The 25,924-nt window shown below is 46.0% G+C and carries 25 protein-coding genes and 1 tRNA gene; 15 read left to right on the plus strand and 11 right to left on the minus strand.

Translation table 11 applies throughout. From position 1 onward, the window contains the following. The first annotated feature begins 34 nt into the window (after positions 1–34). Both rluA and FC652_RS13445 read left to right on the plus strand, forming a co-directional pair. A complete protein-coding gene (gene rluA, locus FC652_RS13440) occupies positions 35–787 on the plus strand; it encodes a bifunctional tRNA pseudouridine(32) synthase/23S rRNA pseudouridine(746) synthase RluA (protein ID WP_011151233.1) in 753 nt (250 codons plus the stop codon). A 56-nt stretch (positions 788–843) separates the two neighbouring features. After that, the gene (locus tag FC652_RS13445; RefSeq protein ID WP_176298986.1) at positions 844–1,806 is read left to right on the plus strand and encodes a D-2-hydroxyacid dehydrogenase; all 963 of its coding nucleotides are present in this window, start codon (positions 844–846) and stop codon (positions 1,804–1,806) included. A gap of 59 nt (positions 1,807–1,865) precedes the next feature. Here the strand turns inward: FC652_RS13445 and FC652_RS13450 are convergent, their stop codons facing one another. The 5 genes from FC652_RS13450 to arcA all read right to left on the minus strand — a co-directional run bounded on the left by FC652_RS13450 (position 1,866) and on the right by arcA (position 6,389). After that, complete coding sequence (locus FC652_RS13450; RefSeq protein ID WP_011079420.1) at positions 1,866–2,255, minus strand: RidA family protein; 390 nt, start codon at positions 2,253–2,255, stop codon at positions 1,866–1,868. A 109-nt stretch (positions 2,256–2,364) separates the two neighbouring features. Then, the gene (pyrI, locus tag FC652_RS13455; RefSeq protein WP_176298987.1) at positions 2,365–2,826 is read right to left on the minus strand and encodes an aspartate carbamoyltransferase regulatory subunit; all 462 of its coding nucleotides are present in this window, start codon (positions 2,824–2,826) and stop codon (positions 2,365–2,367) included. A gap of 14 nt (positions 2,827–2,840) precedes the next feature. Next, positions 2,841–3,770 (minus strand): aspartate carbamoyltransferase, encoded by a 930-nt coding sequence (gene pyrB, locus FC652_RS13460; protein WP_176298988.1) that lies wholly within the window; start codon positions 3,768–3,770, stop codon positions 2,841–2,843. A 259-nt stretch (positions 3,771–4,029) separates the two neighbouring features. After that, a complete protein-coding gene (argF, locus tag FC652_RS13465) occupies positions 4,030–5,034 on the minus strand; it encodes an ornithine carbamoyltransferase (RefSeq protein ID WP_176298989.1) in 1,005 nt (334 codons plus the stop codon). A 134-nt stretch (positions 5,035–5,168) separates the two neighbouring features. Beyond that, positions 5,169–6,389, minus strand: a complete 1,221-nt coding sequence (gene arcA, locus FC652_RS13470) for an arginine deiminase (RefSeq protein WP_176298990.1) — start codon at positions 6,387–6,389, stop codon at positions 5,169–5,171. Between the two features lie 586 nt (positions 6,390–6,975). On the opposite strand from arcA, the gene rraB reads away from it, so the two are divergent. Both rraB and FC652_RS13480 read left to right on the plus strand, forming a co-directional pair. Beyond that, positions 6,976–7,398, plus strand: coding sequence for a ribonuclease E inhibitor RraB (gene rraB / locus FC652_RS13475; protein WP_011079425.1), 423 nt, complete (start codon positions 6,976–6,978; stop codon positions 7,396–7,398). A 155-nt stretch (positions 7,399–7,553) separates the two neighbouring features. Then, positions 7,554–8,330, plus strand: a complete 777-nt coding sequence (locus FC652_RS13480) for a hypothetical protein (protein ID WP_176298991.1) — start codon at positions 7,554–7,556, stop codon at positions 8,328–8,330. Positions 8,331–8,335: 5 nt separating this feature from the next. Here the strand turns inward: FC652_RS13480 and FC652_RS13485 are convergent, their stop codons facing one another. The 5 genes from FC652_RS13485 to pepA form a co-directional block, all read right to left on the minus strand. Continuing rightward, the gene (locus FC652_RS13485) at positions 8,336–8,830 is read right to left on the minus strand and encodes a GNAT family N-acetyltransferase (RefSeq protein ID WP_176298992.1); all 495 of its coding nucleotides are present in this window, start codon (positions 8,828–8,830) and stop codon (positions 8,336–8,338) included. Positions 8,831–8,876: 46 nt separating this feature from the next. Next, complete coding sequence (locus tag FC652_RS13490) at positions 8,877–9,287, minus strand: DUF2061 domain-containing protein (RefSeq protein WP_176298993.1); 411 nt, start codon at positions 9,285–9,287, stop codon at positions 8,877–8,879. A gap of 162 nt (positions 9,288–9,449) precedes the next feature. Then, complete coding sequence (locus tag FC652_RS13495; protein WP_176298994.1) at positions 9,450–12,305, minus strand: valine--tRNA ligase; 2,856 nt, start codon at positions 12,303–12,305, stop codon at positions 9,450–9,452. Between the two features lie 87 nt (positions 12,306–12,392). Further along, positions 12,393–12,842 carry a DNA polymerase III subunit chi gene (locus FC652_RS13500; RefSeq protein WP_176298995.1) on the minus strand — a complete coding sequence of 150 codons (450 nt, stop codon included), beginning with the start codon at positions 12,840–12,842 and terminating at the stop codon, positions 12,393–12,395. A gap of 63 nt (positions 12,843–12,905) precedes the next feature. Further along, positions 12,906–14,414 carry a leucyl aminopeptidase gene (gene pepA, locus FC652_RS13505; protein ID WP_176298996.1) on the minus strand — a complete coding sequence of 503 codons (1,509 nt, stop codon included), beginning with the start codon at positions 14,412–14,414 and terminating at the stop codon, positions 12,906–12,908. Between the two features lie 192 nt (positions 14,415–14,606). Between pepA and lptF the strand changes: the two genes are divergently transcribed. Both lptF and lptG read left to right on the plus strand, forming a co-directional pair. After that, entirely contained in the window at positions 14,607–15,707 is a 1,101-nt protein-coding gene (gene lptF, locus FC652_RS13510; RefSeq protein ID WP_176298997.1) for an LPS export ABC transporter permease LptF, read from the plus strand. Positions 15,708–15,710: 3 nt separating this feature from the next. Further along, on the plus strand, positions 15,711–16,784 hold the full coding sequence (lptG, locus tag FC652_RS13515) for an LPS export ABC transporter permease LptG (protein ID WP_176298998.1): 1,074 nt from the start codon (positions 15,711–15,713) through the stop codon (positions 16,782–16,784). A 96-nt stretch (positions 16,785–16,880) separates the two neighbouring features. Here lptG and FC652_RS13520 read toward each other — a convergent pair whose 3' ends face one another. Further along, positions 16,881–17,354 (minus strand): RDD family protein, encoded by a 474-nt coding sequence (locus FC652_RS13520; RefSeq protein ID WP_176298999.1) that lies wholly within the window; start codon positions 17,352–17,354, stop codon positions 16,881–16,883. A 192-nt stretch (positions 17,355–17,546) separates the two neighbouring features. Between FC652_RS13520 and FC652_RS13525 the strand changes: the two genes are divergently transcribed. The 9 genes from FC652_RS13525 (at position 17,547) to FC652_RS13565 (ending at position 25,468) form a co-directional block, all read left to right on the plus strand. Then, a tRNA-Leu gene (locus tag FC652_RS13525) sits at positions 17,547–17,631 on the plus strand. A 698-nt stretch (positions 17,632–18,329) separates the two neighbouring features. Further along, a complete protein-coding gene (locus tag FC652_RS13530; RefSeq protein WP_176299000.1) occupies positions 18,330–18,635 on the plus strand; it encodes a PTS sugar transporter subunit IIB in 306 nt (101 codons plus the stop codon). Between the two features lie 89 nt (positions 18,636–18,724). Then, a complete protein-coding gene (locus FC652_RS13535; protein ID WP_176299001.1) occupies positions 18,725–20,056 on the plus strand; it encodes a PTS sugar transporter subunit IIC in 1,332 nt (443 codons plus the stop codon). 50 nt (positions 20,057–20,106) lie between these two features. Then, complete coding sequence (locus tag FC652_RS13540) at positions 20,107–20,415, plus strand: PTS lactose/cellobiose transporter subunit IIA (protein ID WP_176299002.1); 309 nt, start codon at positions 20,107–20,109, stop codon at positions 20,413–20,415. Between the two features lie 13 nt (positions 20,416–20,428). Next, positions 20,429–21,751, plus strand: a complete 1,323-nt coding sequence (locus tag FC652_RS13545; protein WP_176299003.1) for a 6-phospho-beta-glucosidase — start codon at positions 20,429–20,431, stop codon at positions 21,749–21,751. A 42-nt stretch (positions 21,752–21,793) separates the two neighbouring features. Then, entirely contained in the window at positions 21,794–22,552 is a 759-nt protein-coding gene (gene chbG, locus FC652_RS13550; protein WP_176299004.1) for a chitin disaccharide deacetylase, read from the plus strand. A 94-nt stretch (positions 22,553–22,646) separates the two neighbouring features. After that, positions 22,647–23,645 (plus strand): LacI family DNA-binding transcriptional regulator, encoded by a 999-nt coding sequence (locus tag FC652_RS13555; protein ID WP_176299005.1) that lies wholly within the window; start codon positions 22,647–22,649, stop codon positions 23,643–23,645. A 64-nt stretch (positions 23,646–23,709) separates the two neighbouring features. Further along, positions 23,710–24,117 (plus strand): VOC family protein, encoded by a 408-nt coding sequence (locus tag FC652_RS13560; protein WP_176299006.1) that lies wholly within the window; start codon positions 23,710–23,712, stop codon positions 24,115–24,117. Between the two features lie 94 nt (positions 24,118–24,211). Further along, complete coding sequence (locus FC652_RS13565; protein WP_176299007.1) at positions 24,212–25,468, plus strand: HD-GYP domain-containing protein; 1,257 nt, start codon at positions 24,212–24,214, stop codon at positions 25,466–25,468. Positions 25,469–25,924 lie beyond the last annotated feature (456 nt).

Genomic DNA, 25,924 nt, shown 5'->3' on the forward strand with positions numbered 1-25,924 from the left:
AATATGCCCGTTAATTTTGCAGTGAGACTTTGCTATGGCAATGCTTGAGTACCTTCCACCGACCGATCCTTGGACGGAGATTATTTTCGAAGATGACCATATTTTGGCGGTCAACAAACCTTCGGGATTGCTTTCGGTTCCAGGGCGCTTGCCAGAGCATCACGACAGTATGTGGAGCCGCTTGCAAGAGCAGTATCCTGAGATCCAAGTGGTGCATCGCCTGGATATGTCGACCTCTGGCTTGATGGTGTTTGCCAAGAACAAGCGCGCAGAAGCGGCATTAAAGAAGCAGTTTCAATACCGTTTAACGCACAAGATTTACTACGCACGCGTGTGGGGCCATGTAGAAACAGACTCAGGCATGATTGATTTGCCACTGATTTGTGATTGGCCAAACCGCCCGATGCAGAAGGTGTGTCACGAACATGGCAAGCCATCGCAAACGGAGTTCCAAGTCGCCAAACGCGAAGTGCATGCCAATGGAGCACAAACCACGATTATGCGTTTGCTTCCTGTGACGGGGCGTTCGCACCAGCTGCGTGTGCACATGCAGGCATTGGGGCATCCGATTGTCGGCGATGAATTTTACGCCCAAGGTGACGCGTTTACCTTCTCCGAACGCCTCGAATTGCATGCCGCAGAGCTGAGCTTTTATCATCCTAAGAGCCATTGGCTACGCAGCTTATTCGTTCCTTGTGACTTCTATCCGGATGCCGAAGAGATGATCTTTTCATATTTCGATCCTGCGCGTAAATTACCGGATTACAAGTCGCTGCCCAAGAGCTAGGCTCTCGCCTTTCACGTTTTCGATTTCTTTTCACTGGCAGTGCGTAAGGAGTTTTTATGTCGCTGCCTGTTGTGGTTTTTCTCGATCGCGCCACCATTCCTGCCCACATCACCCTGCCGACCTTGGCGTTTGAGCATCGCTGGGTTGAATACGATTTCACGTCGCCAGAACAGGTGATTGAACGTCTGCAAGCGGCTGATATTGTCATCACCAATAAGGTGCTGCTCGATCAAGCAGTGTTAGCGCAGTTGCCGAACTTACGGATGATTGCGGTCGCTGCAACCGGATTTAACAATGTCGATGTGGATTTTTGCGCGGAAAAAGGCATTGCCGTCGCGAATGTGCGAGGCTACGCGACGCGATCGGTGCCTGAACACGTGATTGCTATGCTGTTTGCGCTGCGTCGTAACCTGTTTGGTTATCATCAAGACATTGCTGCCGGTGTATGGCAACAGGACAAGCAGTTTTGCTTTTTTAGTCATCCCATTGGTGATGTGGCAGGCTCGACGTTGGGCATTATTGGCTCTGGCGCATTAGGGCAAGCCACGGCGCAATTGGCGCAAGCATTAGGTGTGAAGGTGCTGTTTGCTGAGCGAAAAGGGCAAAGCGATTGTCGTCAGGGCTACCACCGTTTTGAAGAGGTGTTGTCGCAAGCGGATGCGATTTCCCTTCATTGCCCGCTTTCCGAGCAAACACACCATTTAATTGGCGCAGCGGAGCTGGCCAGCATGAAAAGCAACGCGATTTTACTCAATACTGGGCGTGGTGGCTTAGTTGATGAGCAGGCTTTGGTCGAGGCGTTGAAAAAGGGCGACATTGCGGCGGCTGGCGTGGATGTGTTTAGCGCAGAGCCTGCCGATGAAAGCAATCCGCTGCTCGCGAATATGCATTTGCCAAACTTGTTGCTCACGCCGCATGTGGCGTGGGGCAGTGATTCTGCGATTACTCAGTTGTGTGAGATTTTGCTGGAAAACATCAACGCCTATTGGCGAGGCGAAACGCTCAACCGTTTGGTGTAGCGAGCAGCAATGAAAAAGGGTGACCTGATGTCACCCTTTAAAATCGGTTGGATTGGCGATTATTTGCGAACCGCGATCGCTTCGATTTCGATGCCTACGTCTTTTGGTAGACGAGCCACTTCCACACATGAACGTGCTGGGTAGTGCGCGACGTTGTGCTCGTCGAAGAAGTTACCATACACTTCATTTACTGTGCCAAAATCGTTGAGATCTTTAACGAATACCGTCATTTTCACGATGTCGCCTACAGTCAGGCCAGAGGCTTCTACCACCGCTTTGACGTTGTCGAGCGATTGGCGAGCTTGCGCGGCGATGTCTGCTGGCACTTCGCCTGTTGCTGGATTTACTGGGATTTGACCAGAGGTCAGTACCATATTACCGAGGTCTACGCCTTGGATGTATGGGCCTATTGCTGCAGGGGCTGAATCTGTGTGAAGTACTTTAGTCATTGTTATATTCCATCTTGATTGAAAGGAAAACAAAAGAGCGTTCAGTGTGCCGCGAAAGACATGATTGGTAAAGGAAAAATCCCCGCAAGGTAGGCGGGGATCATATTGATTAACGCTCAGTGACGATCTCACGGGAGAAGACTTTTTCACAATATTTACACTTCAAACGTACATCGCCTTTTTTCTCAAACACGCGGAAGCTACTCGCTACTGGCTCGTTGTGTGTAATGCAGTTGCTGTTTGGGCATTCAAACACATCACTGACAAACTCAGGCAGCTCCAACGCGAGCTTCTTCACCACTTGGTAATCTTCAATTTGATTGACGGTGGCGTGAGGCGCATAAAGGGCCAATTTGCTTGCTTGTTCCTCGTTGATAAACACGTTTTCAATCTTGAGCAAATCTTTGTTACCCAGAGCGGATGAAGGCAAATTTAGGCCAATGGTGACGCGCTGCGATGAGTTGTGCATATCAAACAATTTAAGCACCTTGATGCCCACTTGCGCTGGGATATGGTCGATCACTGTACCGTTTTTAATCGCTTCAACCTGCAATTTTGTCTCTTTGTTCATCTTGATTCTCCTACTTACAGTGATTCGTTCAGTACCAGTGCCAACAAGGCTTCACGAGCGTAAACGCCGTTGCCTGCTTGCTGGAAGTAGTAAGCGTGCGGTGTTTTGTCGACGTCAGTGGTGATCTCATCCACACGTGGCAGTGGATGCAGCACTTTGAGGTTCTCACGTGCGCCTTCCAATAGCGATGCAGTCAGGATGTAGGCGGATTTAATGTGCGCGTATTCTGATTCATCGAAACGCTCTTTTTGTACGCGTGTCATGTAGAGAATATCCAGCTCAGGGATTACGGTTTCCATGTCTGTGTGCAGGCTGTAGCTGATGCCAGCTTCATCCAGATCTTCAAGAATGTAATCTGGCATTGCCAATGCGTCTGGCGCAACAAAGAAGAAGCGGATGTTGTTGAATTTTGCCAAGGCTTGCGTCAACGAGTGTACGGTGCGGCCATATTTTAAGTCGCCGACAAACGCCACATTCAAGTTGTCCAAACGACCTTGCGTCTCGGAGATGGTGAACAGATCAAGCAGCGTTTGGGTTGGATGCTGGTTAGCACCATCACCGGCGTTGATCACCGGTACGCCGTTAGAAAATTCAGAAGCCAGACGCGCAGCACCTTCTTGTGGGTGACGCATGACAAAAGCATCCACATAGTTCGAGATGACTTGTACCGAGTCAGACAGCGTTTCGCCTTTTTTTGCCAGTGAGGTATTGCCACCATCGTCAAAACCAATGACATCGCCACCAATACGTTGGATGGCCGTTTCAAACGACAAGCGAGTGCGGGTAGAGGGCTCGAAGAAACAACTCGCGACGACCTTGTTCTTTATCAGCTCTGGGTTTGGCTCTGCTTTTAACTGACCTGCCGTTTTGACAATCAATTCCAGCTCAGCGCGGCTAAGCTCTGGAATGGAGATAATGTGCTTCTTATAAAGCGAGTTTGTCATAATCGTCTTCCCTATCTGAACGTTTCAGGCATAAAAAAGCCCCCCATGACGGGAGGCTTCAAAAATCTATGGGTTGATTAAATACAAGGGCAGAACAAACAACACTACACAGGCTGAATACTTCACCTGCGCGTCGTGTTTTGCTACTGCGATGATCCATTGTTATCTACCAACCCTCGGACAAATTGCCGAGCATTATACGCCTAAGCAAAGTGAGCGCAAGCGATTACATCACTGTTTAAGCGTATAATGTAATCGATTAACTGCCTAAGGTGGCCACCATAACAGCTTTGATGGTGTGCATGCGATTCTCGGCTTCATCAAACACAATCGAATGTTCCGATTCAAACACCTCTTCGGTAACTTCTAGGCCTTTCATACCAAACTTTTGGGCTACTTGCTTACCGATCTGAGTTTCGTCATTATGAAATGCAGGCAAACAGTGCATGAACTTTACTATTGGATTGCCAGTTTGCTTGAGGACGTTCATGTTGACTTGATAAGGTTTCATCAGTGCGACACGTTCATCCCAAGCCTCTGGTGATTCACCCATGGAGACCCAGACATCGGTATAAAGGAAATCACAGCCTTGTACCCCCTCAGCGACACTTTCAGTCAGGGTGATCTTGCCACCGGTTTGTTTGGCAATGGCTTGGCAGGTGGCTACGAGTTCTTCATCGGGCCAGTAAGCTTGCGGACCTACAAGGCGAATATCCATGCCCATTTTGGCAGCGCCCACCATCAGCGAGTTGCCGACGTTATTGCGTGCATCACCTAGGTAAGCAAACTTGATCTCAGCGAGGGGTTTGCCTTGACTGTGCTCAAGCATGGTGAGGAAGTCTGCAAGAATTTGTGTGGGATGAAATTCGTCGGTTAAGCCATTCCATACCGGGACGCCAGCATAAGCGCCAAGTTCTTCGACGATCGCTTGGCCAAAGCCACGGTATTGAATGCCATCGTACATGCGACCCAACACTCGCGCAGTGTCTTTCATCGACTCTTTGTCACCGATTTGTGAGCCGGAAGGGCCGAGGTAAGTAACTTGTGCGCCTTGATCAAAGGCGGCGACTTCAAAAGCACATCGGGTACGAGTTGACGCTTTCTCAAAGATCAATGCGATGTTTTTACCCACCAGTTTCTTCTGCTCAGTGCCAGCGTATTTGGCTTTTTTTAGATCAGCAGCAAGATCGATCAAAAACTGGATCTCTTTTGTAGAGAAGTCCAGCAACTTGAGGAAGTTGCGATTGCGGAGATTAAATGCCATGACTCGTCCCTTTTTCTATCATTATGGCAATAGTTAAACATATAAATGCTGTATTTGTGAATAATTATTTTGTTTTAATGATAAAAAAGCCAACTCAAAGAAGTTGGCTTTAGTCTCTGCATGCTGGATGGCTGTTAGATATCATCACGTTCAATTGGGCAACTCATACAGCGCGCACCACCACGGCCACGGCCTAACTCGTTCCCTGGAATGGTGAGAACCTCAATACCCGCTTTATCGTATTTCTCATTGGTGTAGACGTTTCGTTCATAACCAATCACCACGCCTGGCTTCACCGTTAACACGTTATTGGCATCGTTCCACTGTTCACGTTCAGCTTCATAGCTGTCACCGCCAGTAGTAATGATATTGAGATGATTGAAGCCCAAAGCACGTTCAATGGCGTGCAAATAGTTATGCAAAGCTTCTACTTGCATTTCACCATTGCCTTTTGGCGTTAAGCGCCAAGTATGCAGATCTTTACGCATGATCTCTGGATAAACAGAAAAAGTATCAACATCCATGTGTGTCATCACCGTATCTAAGTGCATGCACGAACGATGTTTGGGCAGTTCAATGGCAATCACTTCTTTTGCTTGGTCATGTTTAAACAGATTAGCGGCTAAGTTTTCCACTCCTTGTGGGGTGGTGCGTTCTGACATGCCAATCAGCACGGCGCCTTTGCCAATGACTAGCACATCACCACCCTCAATATTGGCGTTGTCATAATGAAGATCTTCGTTGCCAAAGTATTTGATGAAATCTTGTCCGGCGAAGATGGGGTGCCACTGATAAATCGCCCGCAAATGGTTGGTCTCACGTTGACGTGCGGGTTTCATCATTGGATTGAGCGAGACGCCGCCATAAACCCAACATGAAGTATCACGGGTAAAGAGATGGTTCGGGAGCGGTTCAATCACGAAGTCTAATGGCTGTTTCATGCGTGGCAGCATAGAGGCGGATTGAATCGGCAACTCAGAGTAGGCCAAACCGCCAAGCAAAATGGTGGCAAGGTGTTCGTTGTCCATTTCTGAAAGGTAACGACGTAAATCGCGCGCAAAAATTGGGCCGTAGCGAAAATCGGAGATTTGAACCTCTAACAGCCACTGCTTAGCTTCTGGCATGGCGAGGGTATCCACCATCAAATCGTGCAGAAGTAGCACCTCGACACCTTGCCGGCGCAACGTATCGGCAAACGCATCATGCTCCTTGCCTGCAGCTTCAACCAATAATACGTCGTCAAACAAGAGTTCGTGGCAATTGGAAGGGGTAAGGTGGGTTAGGGCTCTTTCCGGCCGATTAAGAAGGACTCGGCGTAACTGGCCGACTTCAGAACCTACATACAACTTACTCATTTTGCATCCTTTCAGTTTATTCTGGCGCTATTTATGACAACCTTTTGTATAAGATGCAAATTACTCAACTTCGTTAAAATTCCATTTATACTTAAATTTATAGCGTTTAAGTTTGAGTGTTTAATAAAATTCGGACTATTGTTTTGTGTTATAGGGTGTGGAAAAACTACGGCAGTATTGATTTTTTATGCATAAATGAAGCTTTGCTTACTTTGATTTCATTTGAATAAAATGTGATTTTTTATTCAGAAAAATGCATTTTTGTCGTGGTGTTACTCGAAATAGTGAAGAAATTGCTCTGAACTGAGTGAATGAAGTATCGAAAATTGAACTATTCTATGTACTCTTTTTTCTTCTTCTAGCCCTTAGGATGTTCTGAATATTAAAAAAAAGGCCAAATTGTTAATAAGCTGTTGTTCTTTTCTGTGGCCGACTTACTTTTCTCCATCTAATGAATCGCTTTGGCTGATTCAGCGATAAAAGATGAGATACAGAGCGCTTTGTCGGTGGCTTTTCTGGGCGATCCATGCCATATTTCACCGCAACAAGTTGATCCAATTTAGAGTAACGATTCCGGAGTTAAAACATGTCTCACGAAGATGAATATCTATCAGTAGAAGAGTTAATTGAGATTCAAAAGGAAGAGACTCGCGATATTATCGCTGCTCTGCTTGAAGATGGCAGCGATCCTGAAGCACTGTATGAAATCGAGCACCACCTATTTGCTGAAGATTTCGACACCCTAGAAAAAGCGGTTGTTGAAGCATTTAAGATGGGCTTTGAAGTGCTGGAAGCTGAAGAAACTGAAGATGAAGATGGCAACAAGCTGCTTTGTTGTGATGCAACCATGCAGTCGACCTTGGACGCTGAAACCATTGACGCTCAAGTAGAGAAGTTGGTTCATCTCGCTGAAAAATACGACATCATCTATGATGGTTGGGGCACTTACTACGAAGGTGAAGATGCGCTATACCAAGATGACGACGAAGACGAAGACTTCGAAGACTAATAAAACAAGAGCCGGCGATTGCCGGCTCTTGTTTGTGTTCCGTTTGCTCGCATAGCGTTGCTATTCATCCTGTTACACTCATACGGAGAACAGCGCTCGCTCATTAGCAGGGTTGTGTATATAATGCGGCAAACTTGATCTAGCTCAATTATGATATGCAACTCTCACTCACTGGTTATTGGCAACTTTCCCCGCTTACCGATCTCTCTATTCCACAAGATGATCTCTGCTTTCCCGCGCCACTGAGCGAGATTTTGCCTGCTTCCCTCTCTGAGCAAGCCATTGCGGGGCAAGAATGGCACTTGATGCACGACATCGAAGTGGATGACAGTTTGCTGGCTTATCCTGCGGTTGAGATGGTGCTTGCTGGAGTGGATTACCATGCCGAAGTGCGCTTAAACGGCATTGCTGTGTTTGATTGTGATAAAAGTCAGTTTGAGTATCGCAAAGATATTCGTCCTTATCTGCAACATGGACGCAATCGCTTTGAAATTCTTTTTCTCGAAGAGGAAGAAGAATTGCTGTTTGAGGAAGACAGACTGGCATTGTGCGAGTTAGGGGCAAATGCCTATCAACCAAGTGACGAAAGAATGGGGATCTGGCGAGAGCCGTATTTGCAGTTTATCCGCCACGTTCGTCTTGATCGCGTGACGACCGAGCAAATCTGGCACCATGGTGGTGGGTGTGAATTTAAAGTGGATCTCTACTATCAAACCTACGCATCGGGTTTGATTTCAGCTTCAGTCAAGTTTGATGGCCGCCGCTACAATATTCCTCTGGATCTGCGCAGCGATCATGCCAGTGCTTTATTTCAAATTGACGCCCCCAGCCCAGCAACACCATATCAATTAGAGATTGAGCTTGATGGTCAAACGCTGAGCGCCCCCGTTGTGCTCGATGAGGCGATTTCGGTTACCCACTTTATCCGCTAGTTACCTTATAAATGGCAAATCATCACCACTTCACAAGCGTCATGTCCGGTTTGCCCGAGTGGCGCTTGCAGATGTTCAAATCCGAGCTTTTCATACAGAGCAATGGCTTCTTTCAAGCAGGCGGTCGTTTCTAGGTAACAGCGTTGATAACCCATCTTTTTCGCGGTGCTGCGGCTGAACGATACGATCTGTTTGGCTAGACCCTGCCCACGGCAAATGGGTAGGAAGTACATTTTTTGTAACTCGCAGACACCTTCGACCCCTGCTAGCGCAGAAAAGCCACCGCCACCGACGATCTTCCCTTGATGTTCCACCACCCAATAGGCGGCATTTGCTTGTGAGTAGATGCTAAAAAGATCGTCTAGGGTTGGGTCGGCAACACTGTAGCCTTTATCGGCGGTTAACCCATACTCCGCCGAGACTTGACGAATCACATTGGCGATTGAGGCGTTGTCTTCAACGGTGATAGGGCGCAAGACAAAGTCCATTTTTTCTGACATAAGACCATTCGTATTTCAAATTATGATGGTCAAAACTATAGAGTCATTACACGGTTGGGTGCAAACAAAAACTGTGCGAATCGAGGGTTTGTTTTGCCGCGCTGTGGCGCAACCAAACCTTCTCATGGAAGTAGTACACTACGGTGTTAATAGACGGTTCGAGTAATGCCATCACCCCACCGACAAACGCATCACCTGTTAACAAGTAAACCACGCTAAACGCCACGCTGAAATGCACAGTAGCAAAACTGGCGGTCTTGATTTTCGTCATCCACTGACGCGCTTTGAGCGCAGGCACGGTAGACCATGCTTTTTCATGGAAGTAAAACGCAATGGTATTGACTGCAGGTTCAATCAGCGCAATCAAACTGCCGATGAGGATATCGCCCGTTAAGACGTAGGCAACAGTGAAAGCGACCGTAAAATGAAGCGCTGCAAAGGTAATGGTCTTTTTCATAATCTTATCTCTCATGATGCGTTTGGCTCGTTTTGCCACTGGTGACAGTATCATGGGAAAATTACGAAAGTTAAAATCGATTAATCGTATAACTACAATAGTTTTTAGCTATTAAAAAAGGCAGCGATAACGCTGCCTTTCGTTTTATGAAGCTAACTGGAATTACAGTGCAGCGATGGTCGCTTTTTGCTCTTCAAGTTTTGCCAAGGTTTCTTGGTAGCCTTCCAGCTTCTCACGCTCTTTTGCAATAACCGCTTCAGGGGCTTTGGCGACGAAACCTTCGTTACCCAGCTTACCTTCGATACGCTTGATTTCACCTTGCGTCTTCGCCACTTCTTTATCCAAACGAGCAAGCTCAGCATCTTTGTCGATCAGTCCCGCCATTGGGATCATCAGCTCAGATTTCGCCACAAGTGCTGTTGCGCAGGCTGGCGTTTCTTCGCCTGCCGCCAACACACGAACCGACTCAAGTTTGGCTAGAGAAATCAGTACTTGCTTGTTCGCTTCTAGGCGCGCTGCATCTTTTTCGTCCGCTTTTAGCATCACTTCCAGCGGTTTACCTGGGTTGATGTCGTATTCAGCACGTAGGTTACGGATGCTAGTGATGAACGCTTTCACCCATTCGATGTCGTCTAGCGCTTCTTGGTTGAAGTTGGCTTCATCGTATTGAGGCAGTGCTTGCAGCATGATGGTCTCGCCTTCCACACCGTCTACTAGTGGCTTGATGCTTTGCCAGATCGTTTCGGTGATGTAAGGAATCACTGGGTGAGCGAGACGTAGCGTCTTCTCAAGCACAGTGATTAGGGTACGACGAGTCCCGCGTTGTTGCGCTTCAGTGCCTTTCCATAGAACGGGTTTAGTCAGCTCTAGGTACCAGTCACAGAATTGGTTCCAGATGAACTCGTAAAGCGTGTTTGCCGCCATATCGAGACGGAAGTTGTCGATATGGTTGTTGAATGCTTTCGCTGCCAGTTCAAACTGAGACTCGATCCACTTGTCCGCCAGTGAGTATTCGATCTCACCTGCGCCAAAGCCACAATCTTGCTCTTCTGTGTTCATCATTACGTAACGGCTTGCGTTCCATAGCTTGTTACAGAAGTTACGGTAACCTTCAAGACGCTTCATATCCCAGTTGATATCGCGACCTGTTGATGCCATTGCAGCAAGTGTAAAGCGTAGCGCGTCAGTACCGTAGGCTTCGATACCGTTTTCAAACGTTTTACGCGTGTTCTTCTCGATCTTCGCTGCTAGCTGAGGCTGCATCATGTTGCCACAACGCTTCTCTACTAGAGACTCTAGGTCGATACCATCGATCATGTCGATTGGGTCAAGGACGTTACCTTTCGACTTAGACATCTTGTCGCCGTTTTCATCACGGATTAAGCCAGTAACGTAAACGGTTTTGAATGGGACTTGTGGCTTGCCGTTTTCGTCTTTGACGAAGTGCATGGTCATCATGATCATGCGTGCAACCCAGAAGAAGATGATGTCGAAACCAGTGACTAGTACATCTGAAGGGTGGAAGACTTTCAGATCGTCCGTTTGCTCTGGCCAACCTTGTGTGCCGAAGGTCCATAGTGCTGAAGAGAACCAGGTATCCAGTACGTCTTCGTCTTGGTGCAGTTCAATCACAGACTCTAGGTTGTTGTTCTTGCGAACCTCTTCTTCGCTGCGACCGACGTAAACATTGCCTTGGTTGTCGTACCAAGCAGGGATACGGTGACCCCACCAAAGTTGACGAGAGATACACCAATCTTGAACGTCACGCATCCAAGAGAAGTACATGTTTTCGTATTGCTTAGGTACGAACTGGATGTCGCCGTTTTCTACGGCTTCAACCGCGGTTTTCGCTAGCGGTGCAGTACGCACGTACCATTGGTCAGTCAGCATTGGTTCGATAACCACGCCACCGCGGTCGCCGTAAGGCACTTGTAGATCGTGATCTTTGACTTCTTCAAGCAGACCTAGCTCATCGAATTCCGCCACGATCGCTTTACGCGCAGCAAAACGCTCCATACCGCGGTATTTAGCGGGTAGCTCTGTGCTGTAAGCATCACTTGCTTCGCCGTTGGTGTTGAATACTTCAGCCGCGTCACGGATGTTGGCGTCAAACGTCAGAATGTTGATCATTGGTAGCTGGTGGCGCTTACCCACTTCATAGTCGTTGAAGTCGTGCGCTGGGGTGATTTTCACACAACCAGTCCCTTTTTCCATGTCTGCGTGTTCATCGCCCACGATTGGGATGCGACGGTCAACTAGTGGAAGGATGATGTCTTTACCGATCAGATCTTGGTAACGTGGATCTTCTGGGTTCACCGCCACACCAGTATCGCCTAGCATGGTTTCAGGACGAGTCGTCGCAACAACGATGTAGTCTTTGCCATCCGCTGTTTTCACGCCATCAGCTAGCGGGTAGCGGAAGTGCCACATGTGGCCTTTGGTGTCTTTGTTTTCAACTTCTAGATCAGAAATTGCTGTGTGTAGCTTTGGATCCCAGTTAACTAGGCGCTTACCGCGGTAGATGAGGTCATCTTCGTATAGGCGCACGAAGACTTCTTGAACGGCATTAGACAGACCATCATCCATGGTGAAGCGTTCACGATCCCAGTCTACTGATGCGCCAAGGCGACGTAGCTGTTTAGTGATGGTGCCACCAGATTCGCCTTTCCATTCCCAGATTTTGTCGATGAAGGCTTCACGACCGTAATCGTGTTTAGTTTTGCCTTCTTCTGCGGCGATCTTACGCTCAACAACCATCTGAGTAGCGATACCTGCGTGGTCAGTACCGACTTGCCAAAGGGTATTTTTACCCTTCATACGCTCACAACGGATAAGTGTATCCATGATCGTGTCTTGGAACGCGTGGCCCATATGTAGGCTACCAGTGACGTTCGGTGGTGGGATCATGATGCTGTAGGCTTCTTTAGTCGTGTCGCCGTGTGGCTTAAAGTAGCCTTGCTCTTCCCAAGTCTGATACAGATCTTGTTCGATTGAAGTTGGGTTGTATGTTTTTTCCATGGGAGCTTAATCTGGTTAATGGTAAATCTAGGTCAATCTCTATAAGTGAACTCTCTAGTAGGAGAGCTTAACTATAAGGATTGACCGCTAGTTGTGTTCAATTTCGACGGTGTGCAGTTGGTAACCGGCTTGACGGTAGATTTTATACCTTTCTCGTGCGAGCTGTTTAGCTTTTTCTTCGCAAGGGACGAAGTCTACCACCTCAGCAAACTTGTTCGCAAAGGTTGTCTCATTTTTCGCCAAATTTATCACCAGTTGGCGATTCCAGCTAGGTTTTACGCCTTGATGGCCTATCTCAATATTGGTGGCGTATTTTGGACCTTCACCGACCAAATTATGCGCGACAAATTGAGCGGGTTCGACTTGCCAAAAGTATTCTGCAATTTGCTCTGCGTGACGTTTACTTTCTCCGTTGAGATACACCTTTGCGCCTTGCTTGGCAAAATGGTGGGCAAGGAACACCACATAGTGAGCAAAACCTTCTGGCGTTGCTTGCGGGGTGTTTTCTCGGACAATGTAAAATGTAGCTCTTTGCATGGCTTATTAGTCTCTTTGGCGATGAAAAAAAGGGCCTAGCGGCCCTTTTTACATTGACTTGAATTATTCTTCAGTCTCTTGGCCACTGCGATTTAGCAGGAATTGGACCAGCATAGAGACAGGACGACCTGTTGACCCTTTGGCTGCGCCAGACTTCCATGCTGTGCCTGCGATGTCTAGGTGTGCCCAGTTGTATTTCTTAGCAAATTTAGACAAGAAGCATGCTGCAGTGATGGTACCACCAGGACGGCCACCAATGTTTGCCATGTCGGCAAATGGGCTCTTTAGCTGTTCATGGTATTCATCCGCCATTGGTAGGCGCCAAGCACGATCGCTAGATTGTTCAGAAGCATTGACGAGCTCATGAGCAAGAGGGTTGTGGTTAGACAGAACACCAGTAATGTGGTGACCCAGTGCAATAACACAAGCGCCAGTGAGCGTCGCAACGTCAACCACGCAGTCTGGTTCAAAACGCTCAACGTAAGTCAGTGCATCACACAGTACCAAACGACCTTCTGCATCGGTATTGAGTACTTCTACGGTTTGACCTGACATGGTCGTTAGGATATCACCTGGACGGTAAGCGTTGCTGCCAGGCATGTTTTCACAACCAGCAAGCACGCCAATCACGTTGATAGGGAGGTTCAGTTTTGCCAGCGCTTTCATCGTGCCGAAAACAGAGGCTGCGCCACACATGTCATACTTCATCTCATCCATGCCTTCGCCTGGTTTCAGTGAAATACCGCCTGAATCAAATGTGAGACCTTTACCCACCAGAACGATAGGTTTCGCGGTCGAGTCTGGGTTACCTTTATACTCGATCACCGACATCATCGATTCATTTTTTGAACCGCGCCCTACTGCTAGGTAGGAGTGCATACCCAGTTTTTCCATCTCTTGCTCACCAATGATTTTGGTGGTGATGGTGTCGTAGTCATCCGCTAAGCGACGTGCTTGAGAGGCAAGGTAAGCTGGGTTTGCAATGTTTGGTGGCATATTGCCAAGGTCTTTAGAGGCTTTAACACCAGATGCGATAGCAAGGCCATGAGTGATCGCTTTTTCGCCAAGGTTAAGTTCACGGCGTGTTGGAACGTTGAAGACAAGCTTACGCAGTGGGCGACGCGTTTCTGGCTTCACGCTCTTAAACTGATCAAAGGTGTAAAGACCGTCTTTCGTCGCTTCAACCGCTTGGCGTACTTTCCAATACGTGTCGCGACCTTTAACGTGCAGTTCAGTTAAGAAGCATACCGCTTCCATAGAGCCTGTTTCGTTAAGAGTATTGATGGTTTTTTGAATGATCTCTTTATATTGGCGTTCACCAAGCTCACGCTCTTTACCACAACCAACCAAAAGAACACGTTCTGAAAGTACACCTGGAACTTGATGCAGCAGTAGCATCTGACCTGGTTTACCTTCTAGATCACCACGGCGAAGTAATGAACTGATGTAACCGTCACTGATTTTATCGAGCTGTTCGGCTACTGGAGAAAGGCGACGTGGTTCAAACACACCAACAACGATACATGCACTGCGTTGTTTCTCTGGACTGCCACTTTTTACACTGAACTCCATGCGTACTCCTACATCCTGAAGACAAATAGTTCTAAATGTTAGATAATGACCGCTTACTTGTTGAATTCTATTCTCGGTCTACTCTGTAAGTTACAGATTAACATTTAGTCAGTTTTTTTGAAAAATAAAAGGTTCAACGGGAAATTATAGTGATTCGACCAAAAAAACAAGTTTTGTATAGGTAATTTCAGCGTGATTATTGTTAGATATTTGATCCGCGAAACACTCAAGAGCCAATTTGCGATCTTTTTCGTACTTTTTTTGGTGTTTCTCAGCCAGCAGTTCATCAGTGTGTTAGCGGATGCGTCGGATGGCGATATTCCGGCCAGTTTGATCATGTCCATTGTTGCACTGAATATGCCGTCAATGGGCTTATTGATGTTACCTCTAAGCCTCTATATTGGTATTTTGATTACCTTTGGTCGTCTCTACGCGGAAAGTGAAATCGTGGTGATGAATGCCACGGGTATTGGCAATAAGTTCCTCGTTCAAGCTGCCTTGTATCTCGCGGTGATGACTTCAGGAATTGCCGCCTTTAACTCGTTGTGGCTTTCTCCGTGGTCAATGGACCGTGTTGAGCAACTTACCGAACAGGTGGCGGCAGAAAATAGTGTGGATTTATTGAAAAAAGGCCAATTTCAGTTCACGCCTGATCGCTCTTCGGTGGTGTTCATCGACGATATCAAAGACAAGCAACTCTCCAACGTGTTTATCGCTCAGCTCATACCTAGAGATTCAATTTTGCCGAGTGTGATGTTTGCCAATTCTGGTGAGGTAAAAGAACTGTCGGATGGCCGCCAGATTATCTCAATGAAGCAAGGTACGCGCTACGAGGGGGTACCAACGCGAGTTGAGTATATGGTGACCGAGTTTGAGCAGTATGACGGCTTAATTGGCCAACGATCAGTGAAACAAAAGGGAAGGGATTGGGATGCGATACCGACCTTGGAGCTGATTGGTCATCCGGATCGTGAAGCGCAAGCAGAACTTCAATGGCGAGTGTCGTTGTTTGTCTGTATTCCTCTACTCACTATGCTGGTGATTCCATTATCTGCCGTGAACCCACGTCAGGGACGGTTCGCCAAAATGGGACCTGCGATTCTCATCTACCTTGCTTACTTCTTGTCGATTAGTGCGACGAAATCTGCGTTGGAAGAGGGGGATATCTCGGTCTCCATCGGCATGTGGCCAATTAACGGTTTGCTATTGCTGGTGGCGATTATGGCGAACTTTATGGACAGCGTTGCCGTTAGACGAATCAAAGATAATTTTAGAAAGAAGAGGCTAGCGTAAATCGTGTTTAAAATTTTAGACCTTTACATCGGTAGAACGATAGTAGCGACGACTTCATTGGTACTGGTTACCTTTGTTGGGCTTTCTGGAATTATTAAGTATGTTGAGCAATTACGTAAAGTGGGCAGAGGTGCGTATGACCTCTTGCATGCGCTGTACTTTGTTTTATTGAGCATTCCTCGCGATATCGAAATGTTTTTCCCGATGGCGGCGCTTTTAGGGGCATTGATCGGGCTTGGGATGCTGGCCTCCAGTTCTGAACTTGTGGTGATGCAAGCCGCGGGTTTCTCAAAATTGGATATCGGCATATCGGTACTTAAAACCGCGGTTCCTTTGATGCTCGTTGTCATGGCTCTAGGACAATGGGGAGCGCCAGAAGCGCAGAAAATGGCCCGCGATTTGCGTTCATTTGCCTTATCTGGCGGTAGCATCGTTTCCGTGCGCAGTGGGGTCTGGGCCAAAGATGCTAATGACTTTATCTTTATCGGCAAGGTCGATGAAGATAGGCTCTATGGACTGAACATGTGGAAGTTTGACCAGAATAAGAAGCTACAGTCAGTGATTTTTGCCGAAGAGGTGGATTACCAACAAGACAATCGCTGGTTAATGCGTTATGTCCAAGTCACCGACATGCAAGATGAAAAAATCATCCGAAAACATGCACTAGAACAGATGGTATGGGAAACGTCATTGGCGCCCGATAAGCTAGCCGTGGTGACTGTTAAACCAGAAGAACTCTCGTTAAGTGGCTTGTATGACTATGTGTCTTATTTAAAGGCCTCTGAACAAGATGCGTCACGCTATGAACTGGCGTTTTGGCGTAAACTGACTCAACCGATTTCAATTGCGGTGATGATGTTGATGGCGCTGTCATTTGTGTTTGGTCCGCTTCGCAGTGTCACTATGGGAGCGAGAGTGATCTCGGGTGTGATTGCTGGCTTTGCTTTTTACATCTCCAGCGAGTTCTTTGGTCCTTTGACGTTGGTGTATGGTATTCCACCAGTGTTTGGCGCAGTGGCCCCAAGCATTGTGTTTTTTATTGTCGCAGTGATGTTGTTGAACCGAAAACTGCAATAAGTAACGTGATAGACGCACGAAAGAAAATGGAAGGCAAAATGCCTTCCATTTTTTATGGTCTCTTTAATATGAGCGCTAAAATTGTTCGACTTGGGGTTATCTCACTTTAGGGAGTAAAACGACTTCCGTTTTGGCCCAGATGTCGTGAAAGCCTCTTTTCTTCGGATCGATTGGCACGGTGAAGTTTGCTAAGCCAAACGCAGAAGTAGCAATACGAATCAACGCCTGAGTGGCGGATATCATGGAGCCATCGTGGTTACGAACTTGAATCTTCCACGCACGCATTCCAAGTGTTTGTCCTGCTTTGGTCCAAAAGAACACCAAGAAGTACACCCAAACGCCGGCTAAATAAAGAGTAAAGAGAGGGCTAATGACAGGATGACGGCTTAGCAAATCCGCTGCGTCGACATATTCACCATAGCTAATCAGCCCTGTGCCATTAAGGGCAAACAGTATGGCCATTACGACACCCGCTGCCATCATTTCTAACGCGATAATAATTAGAGAATCATAAAAAAGTGCAGCCAGACGGCGAAATAGGCCAGCTGGCGGTAGTGTTGTTGTAGTCATAAATCGATCACTTACCATTCAAATTGTGCGTCAGGATATAGATTCAACCGTATGAAGAAAAGAGAGCTAGAGCACACTGTGTTCATTTGTGGCGAAAACTTAGGCAAACGGTAATTATTTCAATCTTTTGCTCTTGCACAACCGAAAAGCTTACGTATAATGCCAAGCATCGAAAGGCAATAGCCTAAAGATGCCGGTGTGGTGAAATTGGTATACACGACGGATTCAAAATCCGTTTCCTTCGGGAGTGGCGGTTCAAGTCCGCCCACCGGTACCATACATAGAAAGGTCGCTTTTATAGCGGCCTTTCGTCGTTTTGGGGCTTTAAATAACGATTCCTTTTTCCATCTCTCCTTCATCCGTACTGCATTCTCTCTATACTATTATTCTCTCGTGTGTAACGTTCAGTGTTCAATCAAGCTGATGTTGTGACGATTGCGTTCATCTTTTGGCTCTCTGGGCTATCAAAAAAATGAAATGTCTCAGGTTGATACAAAGCTGCGGGGAAGTGCCACTACGCAAACTATCTATATGGTGATCGCTGGAACAGTGATTAGAACGATCAATAAAGTGTTCTGCGTTTCAGATGTCCCCGTTGCCCATGAGGCATGTGAAACATTGCCGTTGTAATACATGCTCACCATATCGCTTTGATAATTTTTTCTATTTATGTCGTTGGTCAGTAACGCTCAAAAAAGCAATGGAAATAATTTCAATCCATGCTAAATGATATTTAATTATGATGTCGTTGGTTATATTGATAGAAAGGTTTTTATCTATCTTATGGTCGTAATTTTGCTTTGTCTTATTACCTAGTTGTTACTTTAATATTCGCTCCAAATAAACAAAGTTAAAATAGGGTTAATTGTCTAAAATGAGATTTTGTTCACGAACAATGCAACCGGTTGCGCTTTTTTGTGCGCGTATATTTTGCTACAGTTTTTAGGTCGGATTTTGAACAGGGTGAAATTGGCGATGAAAAAGATTTTGTTATGTTGCAGTGCTGGTATGTCAACCAGCATGCTCGTGAAGAAAATGGAGCAAGCTGCTGTTATTAAAGGGATTGAGTGTAAGATTGACGCACTTTCGGTGAATGCATTTGATGAGGCGATCAAAGACTACGATGTTTGCCTGCTTGGCCCACAAGTGAGATTTCAGTTGGAAGAGCTACGTAAAACCGCAAACGAGTATGGTAAAAACATTGCGGCAATCTCTCCTCAAGCTTATGGAATGATGAAGGGTGATGAAGTTCTTCAGCAAGCACTCGATCTAATTAACTAGTTTTTTCTAAGATTAAAATGTGAGTAATTCAAGCTGTGTATTTTATATATGGCCAAGGATTGCTTTATCTAAAAATAAGGAAGGAATCTATGAAGCTTTATGATGCAATAATAGGTGTTGTAGAAAAATACATAGCACCAATTGCGGCAAAGGTTGGTAATCAACCCCATGTACGAGCAATGCGCGACGGTTTTATTGTCGCAATGCCTTTTATTATTGTGGGGAGTTTTATTCTCATCTTTGCTTTTCCCCCATTCTCAGAAGATACCACCAACGCATTTGGTCGTGTTTGGCTTGATTTTGCCACCACGCATTTTGATACCATTATGATGCCATTCAATATGTCGATGGGCATTATGACGATCTTTGTATCGCTTGGCGTGGCCTATAGCTTAGCCAAAGCGTATAAGATGGATGGGATCACCAGCGCGGTGCTGTCGCTCATGTCGTTTCTACTGGTGGCTGCGCCAGCAAAAGAAGGGGCGCTCTCAATGTCGCATATGGGGGGCACTGGCATTTTCACCGCAGTGATGTGTGCATTCTTCTCGGTCGAGCTCTACCGCTTTATGAAAAAGCACAATATTACGATTCGTATGCCTGAGCAGGTACCGCCAGCGATTGCACGCTCTTTTGAAGTGTTACTTCCTGTGTTGGCTATTTTTATCACACTCTATCCGTTAAGCCTGTTTGTGCAAGCGCAATATGACATGCTCATCCCTGATGCGGTTATGGCCATGTTTAAACCATTAATCAGTGCATCCAATACACTACCAGCCATTATCGGGGCGTTGTTAGTGTGCCAGTTACTTTGGTTCGCAGGTATTCATGGAGCAGCCATCGTGGTGGGCTTGTTGTCGCCAATCTTCCTAACCAACATCAGTGCCAACATTGATGCATTTGTGGCAGGACAACCGATTCCGAACGTATTTACGCAACCGTTCTGGGATTTCTACATCTTTATTGGTGGGTCTGGTGCCACATTGGCGCTGGTGATGCTGATGTCTTTTAGTCGCTCTGCACACTTAAAGAGTATCGGCCGTATGAGTGCAGTTCCTGGGTTATTCCAGATCAACGAACCTGTCATCTTTGGTAGCCCTGTGGTAATGAACCCAATCCTCTTCCTACCCTTTGTTTTTGCACCAGTGATTAACGCCACTATCGCTTATTTCGCTGTGCAACTTGGCTTTGTTGGTATGGGGGTTGCGACCACACCATGGACAACGCCAGCCATCATCGGTGCCTCCTGGGGGAGTGGCTGGACGTTTACGCCAATTTTACTCGTGGTCGGCTTGTTAATTCTCGATCTCTTCATCTACCTGCCTTTCTTCAAGATGTTTGAAAAACAAATTCTTGAGCAAGAGAAATCGGTTGATGTGGCCCCTGAACAACAGCAGGTGAGTGGTCAAGGTGTAACAGCTTAATTGACATTATTGAGGCTGTCTGCGGGCAGCCTCTTCCCGAGGAGAGAGAAATGGAACAAGAACTGGTTGTTATGGAAATTATTTGCAATGCAGGTGAGGCGAGAAGCCTTTGTTTTGAAGCGTTGCGCCAATCTCGAGAAAAGAACTTTAGCGTGGCTGAAGAAAAGCTGCAGCAAGCCAAAGAATGTTTGAACAAAGCCCATTTAGTACAAACGCAACTGATAGAAGAGGACCAAGGTGAGGGTAAAGTGCCGATGACGCTGGTTATGGTTCACGCGCAAGATCACTTAATGACTACCATCCTCGCTCAGGAACTGGCATCAGAAATGGTTGCATTGCACAAACAATTGGCTGGATAAGTAAGGATTCATCATGTCTAGAGATGGAATAAAACTGGCCATTATTGGTGGTGGAAGCAGTTACACGCCTGAGTTGGTGGAAGGGGTCTTAAAGCGACTGGACTATTTACCGGTTAAGCAAATGCATTTTGTTGACATTGAATCGGGCGCCGAGAAATTAGATATTATTCGTCGTCTTGCACAGCGTATGGTCGACAAGGTAGGTGCGGATATCGAAATCAAAGCAGGGTTTGATCGCAGAGAAGCTATCGCGGGTGCGGATTTTGTGATGACGCAATTTCGTGTGGGTGGTCTTGCCGCTCGTGCAAGTGATGAGCGGATCCCGCTGAAATATGATGTCATTGGCCAAGAAACGACGGGACCTGGTGGTTTTGCGAAAGCACTGCGCACGATTCCGGTTATATTGGACATCTGTAAAGATATTGAGGAGCTCTCTCCCAATGCGTGGATGCTCAACTTTACCAACCCAGCCGGTTTGGTGTCGGAAGCCGTCAGCAAATACTCTAAAGTGAAGAGCATTGGCCTGTGTAACGTCCCGGTTTCAATGCAAATGATGATTGCCGAGATTATGGAATGCGAACCCAAAGAGTTGCAGTTAGAGTTCGCGGGATTGAACCATTTGGTCTGGGTGCATAAAGCGTGGTTGGATGGTCAAGATATTACGGATGTCGTTCTAGAAAAGGTTGGCGATGGCGCGAACTTCAGCATGAAAAATATCTGGGAAGAACCCTGGGACCCGGACTTTTTGAAAGCATTGGGTGCGATTCCTTGTCCTTATCATCGTTATTTTTATCAAACCGACGCAATGCTAGCGGAAGAAAAACAAAGCTCTGAAGAAAAAGGCACTCGCGCAGAGCAGGTGATGGAAACAGAAAAGGCGTTATTTAATCTCTATCAAGATCCAACGCTTGATCAAAAACCGCAAGAGTTAGAGCTGCGGGGTGGTGCGTACTATTCAGATGCGTCTCTCAACTTGGTTGATGCTATCTACAACAATCGAAATGGTATTCACGTGGTTAACGTTCTTAATCGTGGCGCTATCAGTACATTGCCAGATGATGCTGTGATTGAATGTAGTGCCGTTGTTGGTAGCTGGGGAGCCAAACCGATTGCAGTAGGAACCCTATCGCCTAAAGTAAGTGGGTTGCTACATCAAGTGAAAGCCTACGAACAACTGGCGATTGAAGCAGCGGTGCATGGCGATTACCACCAAGCATTGATGGCGTTAGCAAACAACCCATTAGTGCCTGATATTGGTCGAGCTAAGGCAATTTTGGACGACATTCTTCGTGAAAACGCGCAATATCTCCCGCAGTTTAAGTTAACGTCGCTTTAGGCACTTAAACGAAAGGCTCTCAAACAAAAGGTGAATCCTAAGATGAAAGTTATTTTTAACGCTGATGATTTCGGTTTGACGCAGGGTGTCAATGATGGCATCGCGAAAGCGCATTTGGAAGGCGTCGTCCGGTCCACGACCATGATGGTTGGTATGCCAGCAGAAAAACATGCGGTTGAACTGGCCAATCAGTTGCCAGAGTTAAAAGTTGGCCTTCATCTTAGATTCACAGCTGGTAGGCCATTAACAGAAGAAGCCAACTTGTGTGATCCTAATGGCGAGTTTACTCGTTACAGCAATTTTTGGCAGAGACGAGATTACGATCCCATTGCAATACATGATGAGGCGATGGCTCAAGTAGAACATTTCCTTGCTTTAGGTCTAACTCTTAGTCACATAGACAGTCATCATCATGCACACACGCATCCGCAGTTTGAATCGGTCATCTATGATATCGCCAAAGCCTATCATGTACCTTTGCGCAGCACAGGAATGGCAGGTGAGGAAGAGTTTGGCTGTCGCTATTACTTTACGGACCATTTTTACGATGAACGTGTTGAGCACGATTCGCTGGTGGAACATCTGGTTTCCTTAAAAGGCAAATACGATCTCGTTGAAGTGATGTGTCACCCTGCATTGGTTGATAGTGCGTTGGAGCGCTGTAGTGGTTATGCAAAGCAAAGAGAGGAAGAGCTTGCTGTGTTAACCAGTAAAGAATTACGTCTAAGTCTGCAAAAGCATGATATCGAAATCACGGATTATTCTGAGTTAATTTTTGCACCGTTGCATAGCTGTGTATGATTAAGACTGTCAGCAACGTCCCCTTAGTCACCTTACGAGTTGCTGGCAGTCACTTTATAGAAAGCGCTAAATCGCATTATAGATAGGCAGAGAAATGGCAAGAATAAAAGACGTAGCAGAACTTGCTGGCGTTAACCGTTCAACGGTTTCGAGAATCATCAATGGTGAAGGAAAATTCAAGGAAGAGACCAGACAAAAAGTGGAATGGGCGATGGCGCAACTTAACTACCGCCCAAGTGCCATTGCGCGCTCTCTGGCCACCTCCTCGTCAAACATGATGGGGTTGCTTGTCACTTACTATACAGGTGGTTTCTTTGGCGAAATGATGGATCGCGTTCAAACCGAATTAGATCTTCACAATAAGTTCTTAATTACTGCTCAAGGTCATCATTCTGCGCAAGGGGAGAAGAATGCGATTCAACGTTTTCATGATCTACGTTGTGATGGCTACGTGCTGCACAGTCGCTATCTTTCGGATGATGATTTACGCGCACTAGCACAGCAAGATACGCCATTTGTGCTGTTAGATAGATATGTAGAAGGGCTGGAAGAACGATGCATTACGTTTGATCATCGAGGTGCGAGTGTGCTTGCCGTCAATCATCTCATAGAGCAAGGACATCGAAAGATTGGGTGCATTACTGGTCCGGCGCAACGCTATAACAGCCAGTTAAGAAAACAAGGTTATCTAGACGCCATGAGTTCATTGGGAGTAGGTGACTTGGAACTCTTATGTGCAGAAGGCGACTACGGAAGAAAAAGTGGCTACAAAGCGATGGATACCCTGCTAGCGCATCACGCCGATTTAACGGCAGTCTTTTCATGCAGTGAAGAAATGACCATAGGGGCGATGCAATACTTGCATGAAAAACGTATTTCCGTTCCAGAATCTATTTCGTTAGTTAGCTTTGATAGTGTCGACCTCTGTGAAAGCCTTTATCCGACGGTCACAGCTGTTCATTTCCCCATTAGTGAAATGGCGGAAGTGGCAGTTCAAACCCTAGTGAGTCTGACCAAAGGGCAGATCATTACCACCCCCGCAAGTTTCAGTCCAGTTCTGAAAAAACGTAACGCAGATCGAGTGATATCGTAACTAATCAACCTGCAGTAAGTTGATTTGTCGGCTATCTTTTAATAGAAATAACAGGAGATGGCCAATGTATCAACTTACCCCTTATTTATTCTTTGCTGGGCGTTGCGCCGAAGCTCTCGATTTCTATCATCAGTGTTTTGACGGAAAGATAACCAATATTCGTCTATTTAAAGATGCACCTCAGCAGATGGATGGCGTTGTGCCAGATTGGATTATGCATGCTGAGTTTGAAGCTCCGGGGTTGAAACTCATGTTATCCGATGGCGTCGTTGCAAAGGAGTTGCATGGGAACAATATAGCCTTATCTATCGTGGTAAATAAACTGGACACGCAGTTAAAACTGTTTGATCGCCTTGCTCAAGATGGCCGCGTCATGTTACCTCTCGCGGATTCATTTATGGGCACTCGGTTTGGAAAAGTAGAAGACAAGTTTGGGATTCGCTGGATGATTCACTGTAAACTCACAAATTGATTGTGATTGAAAATGTGAATTGTTATTGATGAATTAATTGACAAAATGCACTAAAATTTCGCCTTTGTTTTGGAAATTTTGGTATTTACGAGAAGTGGCAACTATCAAAATTACAGTAGATCGTATTCAGCCTGGATTACATATACGTCTGCCGTTGAAGTGGAACGAGCATCCTTTTCTTTTTAATAGCTTTAAGATTAAAGACCAGGAACAAGTGGAAATGATCCGCCACTTGGGCGTTAAATATGTGTTTCTTAATGTCAATCAAAGTGACACACAGCCCCTGCCTGCCAATCAGAGAAGCGTTAGTGAACTTGACGCTCAGTCAGAGAAATTGGATGGTGAAACCAAAAAGCTTTGGGATGAAAAGCAAAAGCGTATAGAAAAGCTCAGTTCTTATCGCCGACGTGTGATTCAGTGCGAGAAAGAGTTTGAACGTTCTTTGGCTAGAATGCGCTCTGTGATGACAAAAATTCGCAATCGACCAACCGATGCGGTAGAGGAAGCTAAACAACTCATCGACGACATTGTTGAAAAGCTGATGAGCGATGATAATGTCACTCTTCATCTTATGAATGGAAAAAGTGAGTTTGAAGATATCTACTTTCATTCGTTAAACGTCTCCGTCATCGCCATGATGATAGGAAAGGCGAAAGGCTATAAGGCTGAGCAGTTGAAAGAGCTGTCTTTTGCCGCTCTATTCCACGATATTGGTAAAATAAAAATACCCTCAGCGATTGTTCGTAAGCAGACGCCTTTAACCGAACCTGAGTTTAACTATCTTAAGCTACACACGAAATATGGGCTGGACCTAGCCAATACTGTGGAAGGATTCCCAGAAAGTGCGAAGAAAGTAATTCTGCAGCATCACGAGCTTAATGACGGCTCAGGATACCCTGAAGGTCTTAAAGGTGATCAAATAGATGAGTTAACTCAAGTTATTGCGGTTGCAAACGCGTTTGATAACTTATGTCATCATAATATTCCTGCGGAACAAAAGATCCCTTATACCGCTCTCTCTCATCTATACAAGAACTGTAAGCATCTCTATAACGTAGAAAACCTCAATATACTGATCAAGTTTATGGGGGTTTTTCCTCCAGGAACGGTTGTACAACTTTCCAATAATATGGTCGGGCTGGTCATTTCCGTTAATGCGGCACATCTACTGTATCCCAATGTTTTGATGTACGACCCAGCAGTACCAAGAACTCAGGCGCCCATCATCGATTTGGCGGACAAAGATATAAAGATAGTCAGCGCAATTCATCCTAATAAGTTACCTGACAAAGTGAGAGAGTACTTAAACCCTCGCTCACGAATTTCTTATTTCTTCGATAGCGATGATTAGTTATCCACAGGATTTTGTGAATATCTTCTGTATAGCCTGAATATAAAATACAAGCAAATAAGCGCTTGAGTGAAATGTGTTCACTTGAGCGTTTTTTTAATAAAAAAACTATTTTTTTGCTTGCTAAGAAAAACGTCTTCCCTATAATGCGCATCCACCGACACGGCAGACAGCGTAAGGCTTCAGCAAGGTCGGGTGAGGCAAAAGCTTCTGAGAAAATAAATTTGAAAAAGTGTTTGACTCTTCAAATTAACTCGCTAGAATTCACCTCCGCTTTGAGAGAAAAACTTCTTGAGAAGCAAGCTCTTTAACAATTTAAACCTATCAATCTGTGTGGGCACTCGTTGATGATAATCCAAAAGATTTATCAATGAACTGAGTGACCAAAACGATACTAAGTATCGGCACAGTCAATTTATTCAGTATTCATTGAGCCGAAGCGAAAGCTTCAAAAAA

Source organism: Vibrio sp. 05-20-BW147, from assembly GCF_013369385.1.
In the GTDB taxonomy this organism is placed as follows: Bacteria; Pseudomonadota; Gammaproteobacteria; order Enterobacterales; family Vibrionaceae; genus Vibrio; species Vibrio floridensis.

What these genes read in the sequence shown, in the direction of transcription:
- FC652_RS13535 (WP_176299001.1), top strand. Translation starts at nt 18,725, where the DNA reads ATGAAGCTTTATGATGCAATAATAGGTGTTGTAGAAAAATACATAGCA.
- chbG (WP_176299004.1), top strand. Translation starts at nt 21,794, where the DNA reads ATGAAAGTTATTTTTAACGCTGATGATTTCGGTTTGACGCAGGGTGTC.
- FC652_RS13445 (WP_176298986.1), top strand. Translation starts at nt 844, where the DNA reads ATGTCGCTGCCTGTTGTGGTTTTTCTCGATCGCGCCACCATTCCTGCC.
- pepA (WP_176298996.1), bottom strand. Translation starts at nt 14,414, where the DNA reads ATGGAGTTCAGTGTAAAAAGTGGCAGTCCAGAGAAACAACGCAGTGCA.
- FC652_RS13560 (WP_176299006.1), top strand. Translation starts at nt 23,710, where the DNA reads ATGTATCAACTTACCCCTTATTTATTCTTTGCTGGGCGTTGCGCCGAA.
- FC652_RS13530 (WP_176299000.1), top strand. Translation starts at nt 18,330, where the DNA reads ATGAAAAAGATTTTGTTATGTTGCAGTGCTGGTATGTCAACCAGCATG.
- arcA (WP_176298990.1), bottom strand. Translation starts at nt 6,389, where the DNA reads ATGAGTAAGTTGTATGTAGGTTCTGAAGTCGGCCAGTTACGCCGAGTC.
- FC652_RS13490 (WP_176298993.1), bottom strand. Translation starts at nt 9,287, where the DNA reads ATGAAAAAGACCATTACCTTTGCAGCGCTTCATTTTACGGTCGCTTTC.
- pyrI (WP_176298987.1), bottom strand. Translation starts at nt 2,826, where the DNA reads ATGAACAAAGAGACAAAATTGCAGGTTGAAGCGATTAAAAACGGTACA.
- pyrB (WP_176298988.1), bottom strand. Translation starts at nt 3,770, where the DNA reads ATGACAAACTCGCTTTATAAGAAGCACATTATCTCCATTCCAGAGCTT.
- FC652_RS13450 (WP_011079420.1), bottom strand. Translation starts at nt 2,255, where the DNA reads ATGACTAAAGTACTTCACACAGATTCAGCCCCTGCAGCAATAGGCCCA.
- argF (WP_176298989.1), bottom strand. Translation starts at nt 5,034, where the DNA reads ATGGCATTTAATCTCCGCAATCGCAACTTCCTCAAGTTGCTGGACTTC.
- rluA (WP_011151233.1), top strand. Translation starts at nt 35, where the DNA reads ATGGCAATGCTTGAGTACCTTCCACCGACCGATCCTTGGACGGAGATT.
- FC652_RS13520 (WP_176298999.1), bottom strand. Translation starts at nt 17,354, where the DNA reads ATGACTACAACAACACTACCGCCAGCTGGCCTATTTCGCCGTCTGGCT.
- FC652_RS13545 (WP_176299003.1), top strand. Translation starts at nt 20,429, where the DNA reads ATGTCTAGAGATGGAATAAAACTGGCCATTATTGGTGGTGGAAGCAGT.
- FC652_RS13495 (WP_176298994.1), bottom strand. Translation starts at nt 12,305, where the DNA reads ATGGAAAAAACATACAACCCAACTTCAATCGAACAAGATCTGTATCAG.
- FC652_RS13540 (WP_176299002.1), top strand. Translation starts at nt 20,107, where the DNA reads ATGGAACAAGAACTGGTTGTTATGGAAATTATTTGCAATGCAGGTGAG.
- FC652_RS13500 (WP_176298995.1), bottom strand. Translation starts at nt 12,842, where the DNA reads ATGCAAAGAGCTACATTTTACATTGTCCGAGAAAACACCCCGCAAGCA.
- rraB (WP_011079425.1), top strand. Translation starts at nt 6,976, where the DNA reads ATGTCTCACGAAGATGAATATCTATCAGTAGAAGAGTTAATTGAGATT.
- FC652_RS13485 (WP_176298992.1), bottom strand. Translation starts at nt 8,830, where the DNA reads ATGTCAGAAAAAATGGACTTTGTCTTGCGCCCTATCACCGTTGAAGAC.
- FC652_RS13555 (WP_176299005.1), top strand. Translation starts at nt 22,647, where the DNA reads ATGGCAAGAATAAAAGACGTAGCAGAACTTGCTGGCGTTAACCGTTCA.
- FC652_RS13480 (WP_176298991.1), top strand. Translation starts at nt 7,554, where the DNA reads ATGCAACTCTCACTCACTGGTTATTGGCAACTTTCCCCGCTTACCGAT.